Origin of the sequence: Actinomadura rupiterrae, assembly GCF_024172125.1 — a bacterium.
In the GTDB taxonomy this organism is placed as follows: Bacteria; Actinomycetota; Actinomycetes; order Streptosporangiales; family Streptosporangiaceae; genus Spirillospora; species Spirillospora rupiterrae.
Window position 1 is genome coordinate 817416 of the sequence record NZ_JAMZEA010000001.1, and the last position, 16620, is coordinate 834035.

Sequence of the window (16620 nt, forward strand, 5' to 3'; positions counted from 1 at the left end):
ACCGAAACGCTGGGGGCATTCCGCTTAGCGGGTGGGGACGTGGCGCCACTGCGGGAGGAGTTCCTCTAGGAGGGCTTCCGTTTCCGGTTGGAGCGGGTCGTAGCCCGCGTAGGCGCGGAGTTCGTCCGCCACGGATTGGACGGCCTGGTCGTCGCCGCCTGCGCGGGTGGCGCGCAACAGGTCTCGCCATAGGCCCTCGTCGCGAGGCGCATAGCGGAGGCCCGCGCGGGACGCGTCCAGGGCGCCGCGTATGTCGCCCGCGTCCAGGCGCAGGACGGTCAGGCGGTGCGCGACGTCCACGATGCGGGCTTCGGCCTCGTATTCGAGGGGTTCGGCCGCGAGCCAGCCGTACCGGCCGCGCGGACGGTCCGCCAGGAGCGGCCCGCGCACGAGGTCCAGGGCGTAGGACATGTAGGCGGTCTCCGACGCCGGCTCGGCCGCCGAGCGCCAGATCAGCCAGCGGAACACCGACCAGTCGACGCGCACCTCCGAGCCGAGCCGGATGCGTCCGCGCTCGTCGTGGTACAGGTTCGGGCGTCCGCGGGCGTCGCGCCCGACCCAGTCGGACACGCGGGCGATGCAGGCGTCCCGGACGGCCTGGCTCACCCCGCGCGGCCACACCGCGCCGCCGAGGACGGTCGGGTGCACGCCGTTCGGATGCGTCGCGAGGTAGACCAGCACCTCGGTGCACAGGTCGCGGCGCGCGTCGTCCATCGGGCCCGGCGCGTCCACCTCGATCGGGCCGAGCAGCCGGATGTCGACGGACGAGCGGCCCTCGCGCGGCGGCTCGGCCGCGTCGTCGGCGGGCACCTCGGCCATCGGGACGGACCGCAGGTCGGACGCCGTCCGGAACAGCTCGAAGACGCCCCGGTACTGCTCCTCCGGGACGAGCTGCGCGTCCACCTCGAAGCCGAGAACGCCCGCGTGGAGGCGTCCGGCGGCGTCCACGTCCCACGTCCACGTCGCGCCCTGGACGTCGCCGGGGACCAGGTATCCGGCGGCCATCCGGGTGCCGGTGCGGGCGAGCGCGACCAGGCGGTCGGCCTCGTGCTCGGTCGGGGCGTCCGACATGATCAGATAGTGCGGCATCCACGCCTCGCCGAACACGCCCTTCGCGCGTCCGGTCAGCACCGAGTCCACGCCGGACGCGGCGAGCGCCTGCCGCACCTCCTCGCTGCGCGCCTCCAGCTCGGGCAGCGCCTCCGACAGCGTCGGGACGGCCCGGACACGGTCCGGCGCGACGTCCGCCAGGCCCTCGCCGAGCTCCTGCCCGAACCCGACCAGCGTGATCCGCATGTGGTCGGACCAGCGGTTGGTGGCCAGCTCCAGCGCCAGCGCGGCGAGCGCGGCCCGCCGGTTCGCGTCGTCGCCGCGGATCGCGATGAGCCCGTGCGCCGCCTCCAGGTCGACCAGGATGCGGCCCGTCTCGTTCGTGCCGAGCGACACCAGCCCGGGGTACGGCGCGAGGACGTCCGCGAGCCCCTCGTCGGAGACGTCCGCGGCGCGCAGCCGCCACACCTGGCCCCCGTCGAAGGCGCGCCACCCGGCGGGCGGCTCGGGATCGGCGGGAGCGATCCACAGGTCCATGCTCTCGGACCCGAGGTGGACGGCGTAGACGGTCGGCAGCGCGCGGCCCTCGGCGGCGAGCGCGCGCGACAGCATGCGCAGGCCGAGGTCGAGCAGCCGCGCGCCCTGGTCGTCCGCGCCGACCCGCAGCGCCTGCTCGGCGACCGCCGCCGCGCCCTCCGGCCGGACGATCATCTCCCCGAACGCGCGATGCCACATCTGCGTCCGGCGGCGGCGCCCGAGCGCGCTGAGCAGCCCGGCCGCCAGCAGCGACGCGGCCGCGACACCCTGCGGCCAGGACACGTTCCGCGCCTGCCCGTCATGGCGCGGCCCCGGCACGCTCGCACCACTCGTCCCGGCCTCGCCGCCCATGTCGGACGACGGCTTCTTGAGCCCTTCCGCCGTCCCCCCACTCGGCGACAACTTCCCCGGCGCCTCAGCGCTACCGGGCGCCGTCTGCCCCGGCGCATGCGCACCAGGCCCAGCCGAAGGCCGCCCGGACGAACCATCCCCAGGCGCACCAGCCCCGCCCTCGGGCGCACCATGCCCAGGAGCAGGAGCCGTGTGACCAGGCGCAGGTGCACTGGGGCTCGGCGCCGGATGGCCGGGCGCAGGAGCAGTGTGGCCTGGCGCGGGCGCGGTGTGACCAGGCGCGGGCGCCGTGTGGCCAGGCGCAGGCGCGGTGTGGCCTGGCGCAGGTGCGCTAGGGCTCGGCGCCGGGTGACCAGGCGCGGGCTGTCCAGGCGCGGGCGCGCTCGGGCTGGGAGCCGGCTGGCCTGGCGACGGCTGGCCTGGCGATGGTTGGCCCGGCGCGGGCGCGCTGGGACTCGGCGCCGGATGACCGGGCGCAGGTTGCCCGGGAGCGGGGGCACTCGGGCTCGGCGCGGGCTGGCCTGGTGCGGGGGCGCTCGGGCTCGGTGCCGGGTGGCCGGGGGCGGGGTGGCCCGGGGCCGGTTGGCCGGGGGTGCTCGGTGCGGGCTGGGGGACGCCGGGGCTCGGCGCATGCTGGCCGGGGGTCGGGGTGGTCTTGGACGGGGGTTTCGGGGCGTCCGGCTTGGGCTGCTCGTGCGGGACGGGGTGGCCGTACCGGAAGTAGTCGTGGAGCTGGTGGACGGGGACGACCTGCGCGCCCTTGGCGTCGGCGGGCATCTCCAGGATCCAGCCGGGGCGGATCAGGCTGGCCTTGTGCAGGCGGCTGCCGTCCGGCTGGACGTGGCCCTTGTTCAGCTCGAAGATCTCGTTGTAGCGGCGGCCCTCGCCGAGGCTCTTCTCGGCGATCTCCCAGAGGCTCTCGTGGTGCCGTCCCTCGGGCGGGTTCACGCGGTAGATCTTGGTGGTGGCGGACTTCTCGACCGGGTGCCCGGCGAGCGTCTCGGCGACCTCGCGGTCCGGCGCGGCGGCGGGCGTCGCGGAACGGTCGGGTGCGGCGGCGGACGCGGACGCCGGCAGCCGGTGGAACTCCTCGGTCTGCGTCGTCGGCGGCCGGACCGACAGCTCGCGCCCGCTGAACGCGGGCATGATCGCGCTGGTCGCGGTGAACAGCAGCAGCGCGGCGACGACGAGCCGGTGGACGAGCGACTGGGTCCCGCCGGCGAGCGGGACGCGGGCGGGCACCCCGACACCGCGGACGCCCGCGTAGACCTCGACCACGACGCAGGCGGCGAGCTGCAGCCAGGCGACCCAGACCAGCACGACGAGGATCGCGAGCAGCGCGGACGGCCCGATCCGCTGGGTCAGGTCGGACATCGCGGGCACGTGGCTCGGGATCGGCGAGCCGAACAGCGTCAGCAGCGCGTAGGGGACGCCGATGAGCAGCGCCGCGAGTGCCAGCAGCGCGCCCACGCCCGTGAGCACGTCCGCCGCGCCGCGGCGGCGCCGCGGTCGCCCCGGCCGCCGCTGCCCCTGGCCGAGGCCCGGCCCGCCAGCCTGTCTCGTCGCCATCGCGCCCCTAGAGTTCGGGAGGTCTGCGGGTCTGTGAGGTCGCCATGGCCATCGTAGACAGGCGCGTCGCGCTGGCAATCCTCGGCTGACAACGATCCCGCGACGGAGCGTATTGCACCAGTCGATGCAAAACGGCTAGGGTCGCGTCCATGGCCAGACCGCGCACCTTCGACGAGGACCGTGCCCTGGACGTCGCGATGCGCCTGTTCTGGGAGAACGGCTACGAGGCCACCTCCACCCGGGACCTGTGCACCGCGCTCGGCCTGGACCGCAGCAGCGTCTACAACGCCTTCACCAGCAAGCACGAGCTCTTCCGGCGCGCGCTGATCCGCTACACCGACCGGATGACCGCCGAGCAGCTGGAGATCCTCGAAGGCCCCGGCACTCCCGCGCTCGACCGGCTCCGCCGGCTGATGGCCCTGGTCATGGAGCAGGAGCACGCGAACTTCCGGGACGACCGCGGCATCGGCTGCCTCACGGTCAACACCACGACCGAGCTGGTCGGACGCGACCCCGAGATCGCCGCCCACCTGGCCCGCGACAACGAGCGCCGCCTCGCCGCGCTCCGCGCCACCATCGCGTCCGGGCTGCGCGACGGCTCCATCACGTCCACCCGCAACCCCGTCGACCTGGCCCACTACGTGAACGCCGTCATCGCCGGAATCCGCGTCTCCGGCCAGGCCGGAACCCCCCTCGACACCCTCACCGGCGTAGCCCAAGCCGCCCTGGACGCCCTCACCCCCCACCCCTGACCCGACCCGCGCCAGGGCCCGTGCGGCGACAACGCCGACGGCCTCGGGGTTTTCGCATGCCCACGTTTTACACCGATCGATGCAGAACGGAGCCCCGCTCATGCCACGCGCCATCCATCTCCTGGCCCTGGGCATCTTCACCATGGTGACCAGCGAGTTCGTCGTCGCGGGGCTGATGCCCCAGATGGCGGACGGCCTGCACACGACCGTCCCGAAGATCGGCTACCTGATCACCGCGTTCGCCGCCGCGATGGCGGTCGGCGGCCCGCCGCTGGCCATGGCGGTCGGACGGCTGCGCCCGCGCCCGGCCCTCCTGATCCTGTTCGCCGCCTTCCTCGCCGGGAACGTGCTGGCCGCGCTCGCGACGTCCTACCCGGTCATGGTCGGCGCGCGGATCATCACCGGCGTCGCGTCGCAGGCGTTCATCGGCACCGCCATCACGACGGCCGTCCGGATGGTCCCGGCCGACCGGCGTGGACGCGCCGTCGGCGTCGTCCTGAACGGCCTGATGATCGGGACGCTGCTGGGCATGCCGCTGTCCACCCTGCTCGGCGAGCATTTCGGCTGGCGCGCCGCGTTCTGGACGATCAGCACGCTCACCCTCATCGCGGCCATCGTCGCCCGTATCGGCATCCCGGACCTCGACCGCGCGGAAGGCTCATCGGCGAGCGACGACCGCTCGGCGTTCACCCGTCCGCGACTGTGGCTGGCCCTGTCCACCAGCACGTTCATCATCGGCGCGACGTTCGCCGCGTTCTCCTACCTCAACCCGATCCTGACCGAGGTCACGGGCTTCTCGACCGGCGCCGTCCCGCTCCTGCTCATCGCGTACGGCGCGGCGACCGTGGTCGGCAACATGATCGTCGGACGCCTCGCCGACCGGCACACGGTCGCCGTCCAGATCGCCGGACTCCTGCTGAACGTCGCGTTCCTCACCGGCTTCGCCCTGTTCGCGGACGTCCCGGTTCCGGCGGTGGTGTGCATGCTCGGCATCGGCCTGGTCGGCGTCACGATGAACCCCGCGATGGCCACCCGCGTCCAGCGCGCCGGGAACACCGGAACCCTGGTCAACACGGTCCACTCGTCCTTCATCACGCTGGGGATCATCGTCGGCTCGTCCGTGGGCGGCGCCCTGATCAGCGCGCACGGCCTCCGCGCCCCTCTCTGGACCGGCGCCGCCCTCGCCGTCGCCGGCCTAGCCACCCTGCTCCCCGACCTACGAACCCCCCACGCCCCTTCCCCCACCCCCGCACCAACCCCACAACCCGCCGACGCCCACTAACAACCACCTCCCCCACCCAAACCTGGCGTTGGGGACGCGGCGCTGGGGGACGCAGCCGTCGGGCATTCGAGCGTCCCGGATGGCCGCTCCCGCAGCACCGAGCACGCTGCGGGAGCCGGTCGGCTCAGCTCTTCCGATGCGTCCGCAGACCGGGCACACGCGCCGCGCCAGGGCGGTGCCACGCCAGGGCCCGCCAGACCGGCCAGTGACAGCGCCGGGGCATCAGAAGCAGCCCAGTCGGCGAACGCGCGGGCGGATCAGCGTCGGGACGAGGCGAGCACGACGGACGCGCCCAGAGCAGCGAGGACGGCAAGCACCGCGGCGAAGACCGTGCTCCCGGTCGTCAGCCCGAGAGGGTCGCTCAGGTATCCGGCGGCGACCGGAAGGGTTCCGGCCAGGAGGTATCCGCCGACGTTGAGCGCCGCATTGGCCTCGGCCAGGCGGCGCGGCGGGACGTTCGAGTTCAGCAGCGACAGGCCGCCGAGCTGCCCGAGCCCCTGCCCGGCCCCGGCGAGGACAGCCGCCGCGACCAGCGGCACGACGGACGCGCTGTGCACGGCCAGCACCAGTGTCCCCATACTCGCGAGCGTGCTCGCGGCTCCGGCCAGCAGCACCTTCCGCCGCGCAAGCCCCTGAACGGCGAACTGCACGCCGGTCGCGGCAATGAACATCACGAACGCCGTCGCCCCCGCGACGATCCGGTTATCCGTCCCCAGCAGCCCCGACAGCAGCGACGGCCCGAGCGAGAGCACGAACGAGGTCGCCGTGATCCCCGGCGCGAACACCGCAACCCCCATCGCGAGATGCCCCCGATTCCCCCGAGGCACCCCAGGAACCCGCAGCCACCCACCCGTCCGCCCAATCCTGCCAACCCCGGCCTCGCGACCACGCGCAACCCCGGCTTCGTGAACGCGCCCCGACTCAGCAACGTGGACACAACCCGCTTCGGCTTCGCGTCCAGCCCCCACCTCGGATTCCCGAACTGGACCCGCCTCGACTTCTCGCACACGCGCCGCCTCCGCCTCCCGAACGCACCCAGGCTCGGCATCCGCGACTCGCGCCGTCTCGGCCTCACGCACAGGCCCCGCCTCACGAACCCGCGCCACCTCGGCCTCGCGAACATCACGCTTCTCGGTGGCGTGAACACGTCCCGCCTCGGCAGCGCGAACACGCTGCGACTCGGCAATCCGAACACGCACCGCTTCAGCCTCACCCACTTGCGCCACCTCGGCCTCGCGAACAGGCCCTGACCCCGGCTCGTGAACGGGCGCTGGGGCGGGCTTGTGGACACCATGCGTCTCGGCTGCGCGAACATGCTTCGCCACAGCGGCGCGGACGGGGCCCGGCTCGGTCGTGCGGACGTCGCGTGCCTCGGATTCGGGGGTGTTGGGCGACTTGCGGGTGTTGGGGAGGGGCATGCGGAGGACGGCGGCGATCGCGGTGGTCAGGAGGACGGCTTCGAGGGCGAAGACCGTCCAGGCCGGGCCGGTTTCGGAGAGGACGCCGGCGAGGAGCGGTCCGAGTCCGGCGCCGAAGACCATGGCGGTGGAGGCGAGCAGGGCGGCCAGGCGGCGGCGTTCGGGGCCCGCCACGTCCGTCACGGCGGCCATCCCGGCGGAGACCGCCGCGCCGACCGCGATGCCGGTAAGGAGCCGCGCGGCCATGAGCGCCGCAACGGACGAGGCGGTCGCGAACAGTCCGCATGCGACGAGCGCGGCGGCCAGTGCGGGCAGCAGGACGGGCTTGCGGCCCAGCCGGTCGGACGCGACGCCCGACACCAGCAGCGAGCCGAGCAGTCCGAGGATGTAGCAGGCGAAGACGACCGTGAGGGTGCCGCGCGAGAAGCCGATGCGGTGCTGCCACAGCACGTAGAGCGGGGTCGCGGCGTTCGACAGGACGAACACGGCGGTGACGGGCCAGGCGGCGAGCCAGACCTGGGCGGACGTCGCCGGGCGGTGCGCGGGGGCGGTCCGGACCTGGAGCATGAGGGGTCCTCCTTGTACGAGATTTTTCGAACTTAGCATGCAGTACGATCAAACTCGTACAAGGAGGCGAGATGCCGAAGACCCGAGTCCAGGACGCGATCCGCGAGCTGCCGGTCCCCGCGGACGCGCCCGCGCCCTTGCCCGAGCCGGACGTCGCCGACCTGCGGCTGGAGACCGTGCTCGGCGTGCTGAGCGATCCGCTGCGGCTGGAGATCGTCCGGCGGCTGCTGCTGGAGCGCGAGGAGTTCGACCACACCTGCGGCTGGTTCGGGTTCGACCGGCCCAAGTCGTCCCTGACCCACCACTTCCGCGCGCTGCGCGACGCCGGGGTGATCCGGCAGCGCCAGTACGGCCTGGAGCGGCGCAGCCACGTCCGCACCGAGGACATCGAATCGCGCTTCCCCGGCCTGCTCGCCCTCGTCGTCGCCTGGACGCCCCCAGAAACCTGACACGCCTCCCGTCGCCAGGACGCCCCCGGCCGCCTGGCGCACTCGTCCTCGCCAGGGCACTCCGGGCCGCCTGGCGCACTCGTCCTCGCCAGGACGCCGCCGGAGACCCGGCGGGCCCGCCGTCACAAGAGACCTGACGCGCTCGTCCCCTGCAGGAGGCTCCCGAGGCTCTGGCGCGCTCGTCCTGGCGGAGGTCTGGCGCGCTCGCCCTGGCGGAGGTCCGGCGCGCTCGTCCTTGCCAGGACGCCCCAGAACCTTGGCGCCGTCGCCCTTGCCGGGACGCCCCAAAGACCTGAACGCGCTCGTTGCCGCAAGGGCGCTGCCGCGAACCTGAGCGGCTTTTCATCAATTGGCGATAAGAATCGGCTCCAGGGCTGGTCGTACGGGCGATTTCACGGTCGAATCCGTTGTGAGAACGCCGTGTGAACAAGCACACCGGCTCGGCATCCATGCCATCGAGGAGCAGCCATGGGGGCGCTTGTCCTGGCCACCGGAGCACCGGCCGCCTACGTCGCCGGATTCGCCGTGTTCAAGGTCGCGGGGCGCCGCATGCCGAGACTCGCCGGATCCCGGCCGCTCCAGACCACCTGGAACCTCGCGACGTCCCCGCTGTGGCTGTGCGGCCTCGCGCTGCTGATCTACGGGCTCGGGCTGCAGAGCTACGTCCTGACCCGGATCCCGCCGAGCCTGGTCGTCCCGATGTACGGGCCGGTCATGCTCGTCCTGCTGCTGATCTCGGTGTCCAACTTCGGCGAGCGGGTCGGGATGGGCGAGACGCGGGCGTTCCTCGTGCTCGTCCTGTCGCTGCTCTCCCTCGCCGCCGCCGGGGACATGCTGAACGGCCACCGACCGCCGTCCGGCGCCGGCCCCTGGGACGCGACGGCCCCGCTGTGGCGCGTCGCCGCCGTGATCGGGCCGTCCGTACTGATCCCGCTGTGGCTGTTCACCGTCCGGGACAAGGCCGTTTCCGGACGCCACGCGAAGCGCGTCACGGGCGTCGCCTACGGCCTCGGCGCCGGTGTCGTCGTCGGCTGCGCGGAGAGCTCCGGCGCGAGCATCGCCCGCATGCTCCGGCACGACGTGCACGACTGGGAGGCCGTCCTCCGCACCCCGCACCTGTACGTGGTCGTCGTCGCCGGACTCCTCGGCGCCGCGCTCGCCCACATCGGCCTGCAGCGCTGCCGCCTGTCCGTCGTGATCATCGTCCTGGCGGTCGGCTCCAAGGCGTCCCTGTGGCTCACCGGGATCCTCGTCTACGGCCAGCCCTTCCCGCACGGCCCGGCCCGCTTCGCCCTCACGGGTGTGGGCCTGGCGATGGCGATCCTCGCCGTCCTGCTGATCCCCCGGCATGAGCCCGAGGACCGCGACGCCCTGGTCGCCACCGACACCGTCCGCCGCGCCCCCCGCCGCCAGGACGGCGCCTACTCCACCCCCCTCCGCCCCCAGACCACCCCGCAACCGCCCGCGCCCGAGCCCGTCGTCCCTGCCGCGCCCCAGCCCGTCCCCACCTTGGCCGCCCCGGTCCCGCCCAGCGTCGCGGACGACCCCAACATCCTCTTCACCCCGCCCGGCCCGATCTCCGCCTCCCCGCCGCCCCCGGGCCCGTCCATCTGGGACGTCCCGACCGACCCTGAACCCGAACCGAAGTCCTCCCGCCTCCCCCGCCGAGCCCGAAGCGCCGCCGCCATGCGAGACCAATCCCGCCCGTCCTAACCCCCAACACGAACCCCCAACGCCGGACCTGCAACGCGAACACGCAACGCAAACCCGCAGCATGGACGCGCACCATGGGCACGCAACACACACGCGGATCGCTGACGCGCAGCACAGGCCCGCAACGCGGACAGCAGCACGGACGCCCAACACGGACACGCAGGCGGACGCGCAACACAGGCACGCAGCACGGACGCGCAACACAGGCGCGCAGCACGGACGCGCAACACGGACGCGCAACACGGGTGCGCAGCACGGGCACGCAGCACGGGCACGCAAAACTGACTCTGAGCGCGAACGCGCAATGCAGACGTGCAGCGCAGGCGTGCAAAGCGGAAGGTCAACGCGGGAGCGCGTCTCAAGCCACGGGATACGGATCACGGGACGCGATGCGTCTCACGATGCGGGGTACGCCTCGCAGCGCGTGGAACGGGCCAAGCCGAAGCCGCGCATCACGACAAGCCGTGCGCATGCATCGCACAGGACGCATCGCACGGGCTTGCAGCGCAAATCACGATGCGTCGGACATCGAGCCAGGCGAAGCATCACCGCGGTCGGCGCAGGTCCCGCCAAGCAACCCACGGCCGGGCGCGCTCATCCACGACGCCCAGGCCGACGCACCACGACTGCAACGCCGACCCGATAGTGGACACCTGAGCCGAGGTGAGACACCTGAGCCGGTGTGGGGCACAACAGCAACACCTGGACCAGAGCAGGGCACGACGGCGACGCCTGGGCCGGTTCGGGCACCTGCCAGCGCCGCCTGCTCCGGTGCGTCGCCGAACGAGCAACGCGGGCCTCACGATGCGTCTCAGGACGAGCGACGCGGGCCCTCATGGTGCGTGTCAGGACAGGCGGCGGGAGTCGCGGCGGAAGGCGCGCGCCTCGTCGCGTTCGCGGATGAGACGCGCCATCTCGTCCCGTACCTGGTCGAGGAACGCGTCCACCTCGTCCATGGAGTAGCCCGGCATGAGGCGCGTGGTGGTGAAGCGCGTCCGCTCGACGTCCGCCGGGGTCATGCGTCGCGGGGGCGGGTAGATCAGGTCCTGGCCCCCGCGCGGGGAGCCGTTCAGCAGTGCCTGCCACATGGATCGCTCGTTGCCCATGCGCACCGTCTAACACGCCTGATCGCCGCCCGGCATCGAATCGGCGGCAGATTGTTGCGCAAGTGCGGATTGGCTTTGAAACTTTGGTCACCGATGAGCAAGACCGCCGGATCGGGATTATGAGTGGCTACGCACAGTGCATTCATTCGAAAGCCGCGTCCAGAGGACTTTCCCACCTCGCCCCACCACGACCCACGCCAGCGCAGCCCAGCTCACCCGCACCCACCTCCCTCCCCTGCTCGCCGAAGCCCGCCTCACGGACTCGTGATGGTCACCGGCGGCGTCACCAGGTAGGAGCCGTCCATCGAGAAGCCGTCGCCGGCATTGATCAGCGCGGGGTCGCACGACGCGTTCACCGTCTGGACGACGAGGTCGCCGCCGCTGATCGTGAGCCGTGCCCCGCTGTTGGTGTAGGTCCAGCCGAGGGTGGCGGTCCCGCCGCCCGGGCCGCCGAGCGTCGCCTGGCAGCCGTCGCTTGAGGCGATCGTGAACCGGGCCCCGGGGATCGAGCCGCGCGCCGTCCCGAACGAGTAGGAGCCACCGACCATGTAGTAGGGCAGGCCGACGACCGTGATCTTGATCAGGAGGCCGAGCGGCCCGAGGCAGTACCCGCTCGGCGCGCCGGTGCTGCTGAACGTCCAGGCGTCGATCCTGCCGACCGCGTCCGGATGGCCGAAGATGGGCGCCCAGGTCACCTTGATGGTCGAGGAGTCGCAGCTGGTCGACGCGCCCGTGCTGCTGTCGGTGATGTGAACCGTGGTGGACGTTGCGGTCGAACTCGTCGCTCCCGTGACCGTCCACGTGGCCGCCGAAGCAGGGACGGCACCGAGCGCGATGAGCGCCGCAACGCCAGTCGACGCGGCAAAGCCCCGGCGCAGAGTTCGTGACATGACTTTTCCCTCTCCCACCATCGACCATGGATAACGGAAAGATAAGCCCATGCCTTTGTCGAAACAATGACCAGATCACGCCACTACTCAGAGATTGAGCAAGGCGAAATGTACCTGCCTGACAATCCGAGTCCGCAGCGAAGACAGAACATCCCGCCAGGCATTATTCGCAACACGCGCCCCCTCGACGATCACTCATGCGGTTAGCAGCTACATCTGTACCAGCGTGACAAAACGAGGACTCCCACTTCACGCTCCACAGGCGGCCGCAATCGCCGCCGGGTCCCAATAGAAGGGACGGCACTCCAGCATCATGCCGTCCCGCACCTTGATCAGCTGGACGATGCGGGTCTCCACCTCGCGCCCGGTGGCTTTGGCCCGGAACCGGACGCGGTTGCTCACCACGACCGTGTCACCGTCCCCCCAGTGCTCCTGGTCCAGGAACTCCATCGACTCCCAGGTCCCGCCGAAAGCGGCCATGAACCGCTCCATTCCCTCGTGGCCACGCCATTCCCCAGTGCCACTGAACGGCATCCCGGGCGCCTGGTAGAGCACGACGTCCGGATCGAGATAAGCAGCAACCGACACAAAGCTCGCCCTGCCGTACCCGCCCCCGGCCACATAAGCGGCCTCGGCCTCATAAAACCCTTCCATCACGCCCCACGCGTCCAACTCGTTCGCCATGTCTCTCCTCCCGGCCACCGAGCATGGACGCCAGGCCCTCGCAGCGCTGGCGAAAATCCGACACTTGACCCCCGGCTCTCTACTGCCGCTTGTGGCCACACTGGCTCATTGACCCTCATAGACAACAGCTGCAAACCTTCTCGCCTGGCCCCAATGCCTTGAGAACCGATGAGGTCGACACTCATGGCTCGTCTCGTCTTTCGCGGAGTTGCCTGGACGGCGGCGTGCGTGGTCGCCGCCACGAGCGCGTCGGCCCCGACGGCCTCAGCGGCCGTGCCGCACACCGTCAAGGACGGTTGCTGCGAGGCGTATCGCATGTGGATCGGAATCAATCAGGAAGTGCTCACCCTGCCGAGTCGCGCATCGTTGTGGCGGACGACGCCCGCCGGTTGGTCGGCGCTCGATCCCGACCCGCACTACTTCCTGGCCCCTGGCAAGAAGCTGAGACTCAGCGCCGTCATCGGCGTCGACGCGACCAGTCATCCCAGCAAGGCGCGATACCGGTGGGAGGTCTCGTGCCTTGAGCCGGACTTCCGGCAGTATTCAGCCTGGACGTGGACGAAGATTCCGGGTGGCCTGAACCACAGCCCGAGCAGCCCCGTCGTCCCGGCGAAACAGCTCACGGGGACGTTGACACCCAAGAAGTGCACCAAGGGTTACGTCTGGGTTCAGTACGACCAGGGCAACCCGAGTTATGGCTATGCGCTGGCCGCCTCGTTTGATACCGGGAGGCCGCATCCGCTTCCCAAGACGATGACCGTGTGGAAATGGGTACCCAAGAGCACCGCCGACACGATTCGCCGCACGCACAGATACCCGGTCGCCAAGAGCACCGTCTACGGGCAGTACTTCTTCACGAGCCGAGCGTATGCGAATGGGCTCGCTAAGCAGTTCCGGGGGTATCGGCTGGTCCAGGGGACGCTCTCGGGCGCGGACGTCGTCTACCTGTTCACAGAGAACAAGCGCACTGACACCGGCATTGTCGGGGCGTTCTTTCGGAAGAAGCTCGCACAGCCCAAGGCCACGTTCAGAATGGTCAAGTAAGGCCCCGCTACCGCGGGTTGTCGGCCGTTACGGGATGGGCGGTGGCGTTGGAGCTCATATGGAATTCGCCCATGCCGGGAATGATGCCGAGCAGCTGCGGATGGACGGTGATCTGGACGGAGACGCGGACCTCGTTCGGGGTCGGGTCGCAGTTGCGAGCGTCCACCTGCTGGCCGTAGTCGTCCAGGAGGGAGTAGGCGCTCGCGCACGCGTTCAGCGTGTCGATCTGGACCTTGCCCGTGTCGCGGAGGGTCGCGGTGTCGATCTGGTTCGCTCCTGCGCGCGCGGCCTGCTCGGCCATGTCCGCGGCGCGCTGGCGGGCGTGGATCGCGCGTCCGCCATCCAGGAGCAGGCCGGCGAGGACGAACACGGCAGGCGTGAAAAGGACGATGTAGAGCGTGATCGTCCCCCGATCGCGTTCGGCCGGGTCGCGAAGCCTGCCGAACAGCGCGTACCGGCGTTCACCACGCTGCCGTGCCGGACGTGTGTGGTCCTGGCGTCCGTGTCCCGGGCGCCGGCGTTGCCGCCTCGGGTGCCGTGAGGTCATGGGTTGCCACCGCCGCGGTAGGTGTAGGTGTCGATGGGGGCGACGGCCTTGCCGGTGAGGGTGCGGCTGCCGGGGAAGCCGGGCAGGGCCAGGTCGGAGAAGTCGACGTGGCAGGTGACGGTGACGGTCACGCGTCCGCCCGCGCCCCAGGCGCTGGTGTCGGGGCTGATCGAGGGCCCGCCGGCGCACCAGTCATGCCCCGAGAGGTCGCCCGTCGCGGCCTGCTGGGCGAGGTCGCGGGCCGTCCCTTCGGACCGCGCCGTGGACGCGGCGCGCGCGGCGTCCCGGGCGGCGCCGTCCACCTGGCTCTGCGCGTCCACGACCCGTCCGGAGATCACGAGCAGCCCGATCAGCAACAGGATGATCGGCGTCGCGAAGACCATCTCCAGCGTCATCGTCCCCTGGTCACCCCGCACCCGCCCCAATACGGAGTGGACGAAACGGTTGCGTTCTGTCCAACCGCGTGACGCAGCGCGCGTCAGGACGGGACCGTTGCGTTCTGACGTCGCTGAGACGGGATCGGCGCTATGCGATGCGGTGCGGTCGGGACGAGACCGTACCGTCGCGACGGAGGGTGGACGTGGCCGGTGCCGAGTCATGGGGTGCCGCCCTGGCAGGCGGTGCCGGTGCCCTCGTCCGGGCGGAAGCATTCGATGGGGCCGCGGGAGCGCTGCGAGACGTGGAAGTTCACGAACGGGATGACCTTGACGACCTTGCCGCTGACCTCGACCCAGCGCTGGTCACCGTCCTGGCCCGACTGGACCTGGACGTCGCCGTCCAGCATGCCCTTCCCGACCTTGGACGCGGAGTCGCGCGCGGACTGCTCCGCCTCCCCCTGCCAGCCGCCGTCCGGTGTCGTCCGGGCGACGCGGGCGCCGGACTGCGCGGCGGCGAGCGTGATCTCGCGCGCGTAGTAGTAAAACGCGAACTGGAACACCGCCAGTAGCGTGAGGATCAGGATCGGCGCGAGGATGGCGAACTCGATCGCGGACGCGCCCCGGTCACGACTTCCAGCGCTCTCGTCCTCCCGCACGAACCCCTCGCGAGACGTCGCGCCACGCCTGCGGAGGAGGGCTCGGGCCGCGGCGCGGACGCGGGCCTGAGCGGGGATGGGCGTCGGCGGAGCACAAGGCACCGCACAGGCGCGGGCCTGAGCGGGGACGGACGTCGGCGGAGCACAAGGCACCGCACAGGCGCGGGCCTGAGCGGGGACGGACGTCGGCGGAGCACTAGGCACCGCACGAACGAGGGCTTGGGCGGGGAGGGGCGTCGGCGAGGTACTAGGCGCCGCGTAGGCGCGCGTCTGAGTGGGGAGGGGGGTCGGCCGGGCACTCGGCGACGGGCGGACGCGGGGTCCGGCCTTCGGGGGGTGGGGCTTTGCGCGCGGCATGACGGGTCCTCCTGGGGGGCGGTGGTTACTTGATGTTCGCGACCTCCTTGTCGATGCGTCCCTTGACGACGGCTCCGATGGCGACGGCGACGCCGACGAGGATCGCGGTGATGATGGCCCACTCGATCGCGGACGCGCCGAGCGTCCGGTCGGCGTCGCCGGAACGGAGGCGGTGCATGCGGTCGGACAGGAGAGCGCGCAGGTAGACGACCATCGGATCGTTCAGGGGGTTCATCGGTACTCCTTCTTCGCGGCGCCTCACGAGGTCGTGAGGCGCATCAGAGCGGGGTAGGCGAGGAAGATCAGGAAGGCGGCGCAGAACAGCAGCTGCGCCACCAGCATGGACTGCGACCGCTCGTTCGCGCGACCGACCAGGTCGGACAGCTCGCGGCTGCGCATGGACGCGGCGCGCGCGGCCAGGGACTTGCGGATCTGCGCGCCGTCGTCGGCGACCAGGGAGAGCGCGCCCGCCAGGTCGCGCAGCTCCTCCACCGCCAGCTCGTCGCCGAGGTCGCCGAGCGACTGCCAGGGCGTCCGGCCGGAGATGCGCGCGTTGGACAGGGCCTCGCGGATCCGCAGCATCGCCCAGCCGTCGCCGACGCTGGACGCGGCGAGCAGCGCCTCGGGGACGCCGCGTCCGCCCGCGAGGTTCATCGCGACGAGGTCGAGGAACGCTCCGACGACGTGCCGGAAGTCCTGGCGGCGTCCGCGCGCCTCGTGCCGGAGCTGCATGTCGGGCATGAAGAAGAACAGGATCGCGAACGCGCCGCACAGCCACAGCGGCGCTTCGAGGTTCGCGCCGAGGCCGAGCAGCGCGAAGTAGCCGGTGACGACCGGTATGAACAGCAGCGCGGACGCGGCGAGCAGGAACTTCGTGCCCAGCAGCGCCTCCAGCGACCGGTCGGTGATGGCGAGGTCCGCGCGGATCGACCTGAGCTGCCACCCGCGCGCCTCGCAGTAGCGGACGGCCGCCGTGCCGACGCGGGCGCGCAGCCCCCCGACCTTCTCCAGCGTCGGGGACGTCCGGGTGGGACGGGTGACAAGCTCGCGGTCCCGCGCGGCGTCGAAGGTGGCCAGCCGCGTCGCCAGCCCCGGACGTGGCGGGAACAGCGCACGCGACAGCAGGTACAGCCCGAGCCCGACAACGGCCCCGGCAAGGATCGCGCCCGTCATGCCGTCCCCCTCTCCACGCCTGCCCATCCCCAGCCCACTCCCACCGGCCGAACCACCAGCCGCGCAAGAGCAGCCCCCCGCACCGCAGGCTCGCGATA

Annotated in this window: 15 protein-coding genes; 5 read left to right on the forward strand and 10 right to left on the reverse strand. The window is 71.6% G+C overall.

Annotated elements, in window-relative coordinates; genetic code table 11:
* Positions 1-24: 24 nt before the first annotated feature.
* A complete protein-coding gene (locus tag FHU30_RS03670) occupies positions 25-3507 on the reverse strand; it encodes a hypothetical protein (protein ID WP_253871427.1) in 3483 nt (1160 codons plus the stop codon).
* A 149-nt stretch (positions 3508-3656) separates the two neighbouring features.
* On the opposite strand from FHU30_RS03670, the gene FHU30_RS03675 reads away from it, so the two are divergent.
* Entirely contained in the window at positions 3657-4259 is a 603-nt protein-coding gene (locus tag FHU30_RS03675; RefSeq protein ID WP_253871432.1) for a TetR/AcrR family transcriptional regulator, read from the forward strand.
* Between the two features lie 100 nt (positions 4260-4359).
* Complete coding sequence (locus tag FHU30_RS03680; protein ID WP_253871434.1) at positions 4360-5541, forward strand: MFS transporter; 1182 nt, start codon at positions 4360-4362, stop codon at positions 5539-5541.
* A 257-nt stretch (positions 5542-5798) separates the two neighbouring features.
* Here the strand turns inward: FHU30_RS03680 and FHU30_RS03685 are convergent, their stop codons facing one another.
* A complete protein-coding gene (locus FHU30_RS03685; protein ID WP_253871436.1) occupies positions 5799-7526 on the reverse strand; it encodes an MFS transporter in 1728 nt (575 codons plus the stop codon).
* Positions 7527-7597: 71 nt separating this feature from the next.
* Between FHU30_RS03685 and FHU30_RS03690 the strand changes: the two genes are divergently transcribed.
* Both FHU30_RS03690 and FHU30_RS45805 read left to right on the forward strand, forming a co-directional pair.
* Positions 7598-7975: an ArsR/SmtB family transcription factor gene (locus tag FHU30_RS03690; protein ID WP_253871438.1), complete on the forward strand. Its 378-nt coding sequence runs from the start codon at positions 7598-7600 to the stop codon at positions 7973-7975.
* A gap of 468 nt (positions 7976-8443) precedes the next feature.
* On the forward strand, positions 8444-9688 hold the full coding sequence (locus FHU30_RS45805) for a hypothetical protein (RefSeq protein WP_301322551.1): 1245 nt from the start codon (positions 8444-8446) through the stop codon (positions 9686-9688).
* An 845-nt stretch (positions 9689-10533) separates the two neighbouring features.
* Here FHU30_RS45805 and FHU30_RS03700 read toward each other — a convergent pair.
* The 3 genes from FHU30_RS03700 to FHU30_RS03710 all read right to left on the reverse strand — a co-directional run bounded on the left by FHU30_RS03700 (position 10534) and on the right by FHU30_RS03710 (position 12368).
* Complete coding sequence (locus FHU30_RS03700; RefSeq protein WP_253871440.1) at positions 10534-10794, reverse strand: DivIVA domain-containing protein; 261 nt, start codon at positions 10792-10794, stop codon at positions 10534-10536.
* A 254-nt stretch (positions 10795-11048) separates the two neighbouring features.
* The gene (locus FHU30_RS03705) at positions 11049-11684 is read right to left on the reverse strand and encodes a hypothetical protein (RefSeq protein ID WP_253871442.1); all 636 of its coding nucleotides are present in this window, start codon (positions 11682-11684) and stop codon (positions 11049-11051) included.
* A gap of 249 nt (positions 11685-11933) precedes the next feature.
* Positions 11934-12368: a nuclear transport factor 2 family protein gene (locus FHU30_RS03710; RefSeq protein WP_253871444.1), complete on the reverse strand. Its 435-nt coding sequence runs from the start codon at positions 12366-12368 to the stop codon at positions 11934-11936.
* Positions 12369-12551: 183 nt separating this feature from the next.
* Between FHU30_RS03710 and FHU30_RS03715 the strand changes: the two genes are divergently transcribed.
* Positions 12552-13412, forward strand: coding sequence for a hypothetical protein (locus FHU30_RS03715; protein ID WP_253871446.1), 861 nt, complete (start codon positions 12552-12554; stop codon positions 13410-13412).
* Positions 13413-13419: 7 nt separating this feature from the next.
* On the opposite strand, the gene FHU30_RS03720 is transcribed toward FHU30_RS03715, so the two are convergent.
* The 5 genes from FHU30_RS03720 to FHU30_RS03740 all read right to left on the reverse strand — a co-directional run bounded on the left by FHU30_RS03720 (position 13420) and on the right by FHU30_RS03740 (position 16549).
* Positions 13420-13959 carry a TadE/TadG family type IV pilus assembly protein gene (locus FHU30_RS03720; protein WP_253871448.1) on the reverse strand — a complete coding sequence of 180 codons (540 nt, stop codon included), beginning with the start codon at positions 13957-13959 and terminating at the stop codon, positions 13420-13422.
* Positions 13956-14375: a TadE/TadG family type IV pilus assembly protein gene (locus FHU30_RS03725; RefSeq protein WP_253871450.1), complete on the reverse strand. Its 420-nt coding sequence runs from the start codon at positions 14373-14375 to the stop codon at positions 13956-13958. The genes FHU30_RS03720 and FHU30_RS03725 overlap by 4 nt, the downstream gene beginning before the upstream one ends.
* A gap of 179 nt (positions 14376-14554) precedes the next feature.
* A complete protein-coding gene (locus FHU30_RS46875; RefSeq protein ID WP_253871452.1) occupies positions 14555-14992 on the reverse strand; it encodes a TadE family protein in 438 nt (145 codons plus the stop codon).
* A gap of 382 nt (positions 14993-15374) precedes the next feature.
* The gene (locus FHU30_RS03735) at positions 15375-15584 is read right to left on the reverse strand and encodes a hypothetical protein (RefSeq protein ID WP_253871454.1); all 210 of its coding nucleotides are present in this window, start codon (positions 15582-15584) and stop codon (positions 15375-15377) included.
* 23 nt (positions 15585-15607) lie between these two features.
* On the reverse strand, positions 15608-16549 hold the full coding sequence (locus FHU30_RS03740; RefSeq protein WP_253871456.1) for a type II secretion system F family protein: 942 nt from the start codon (positions 16547-16549) through the stop codon (positions 15608-15610).
* Between the last annotated feature and the right edge of the window lie 71 nt (positions 16550-16620).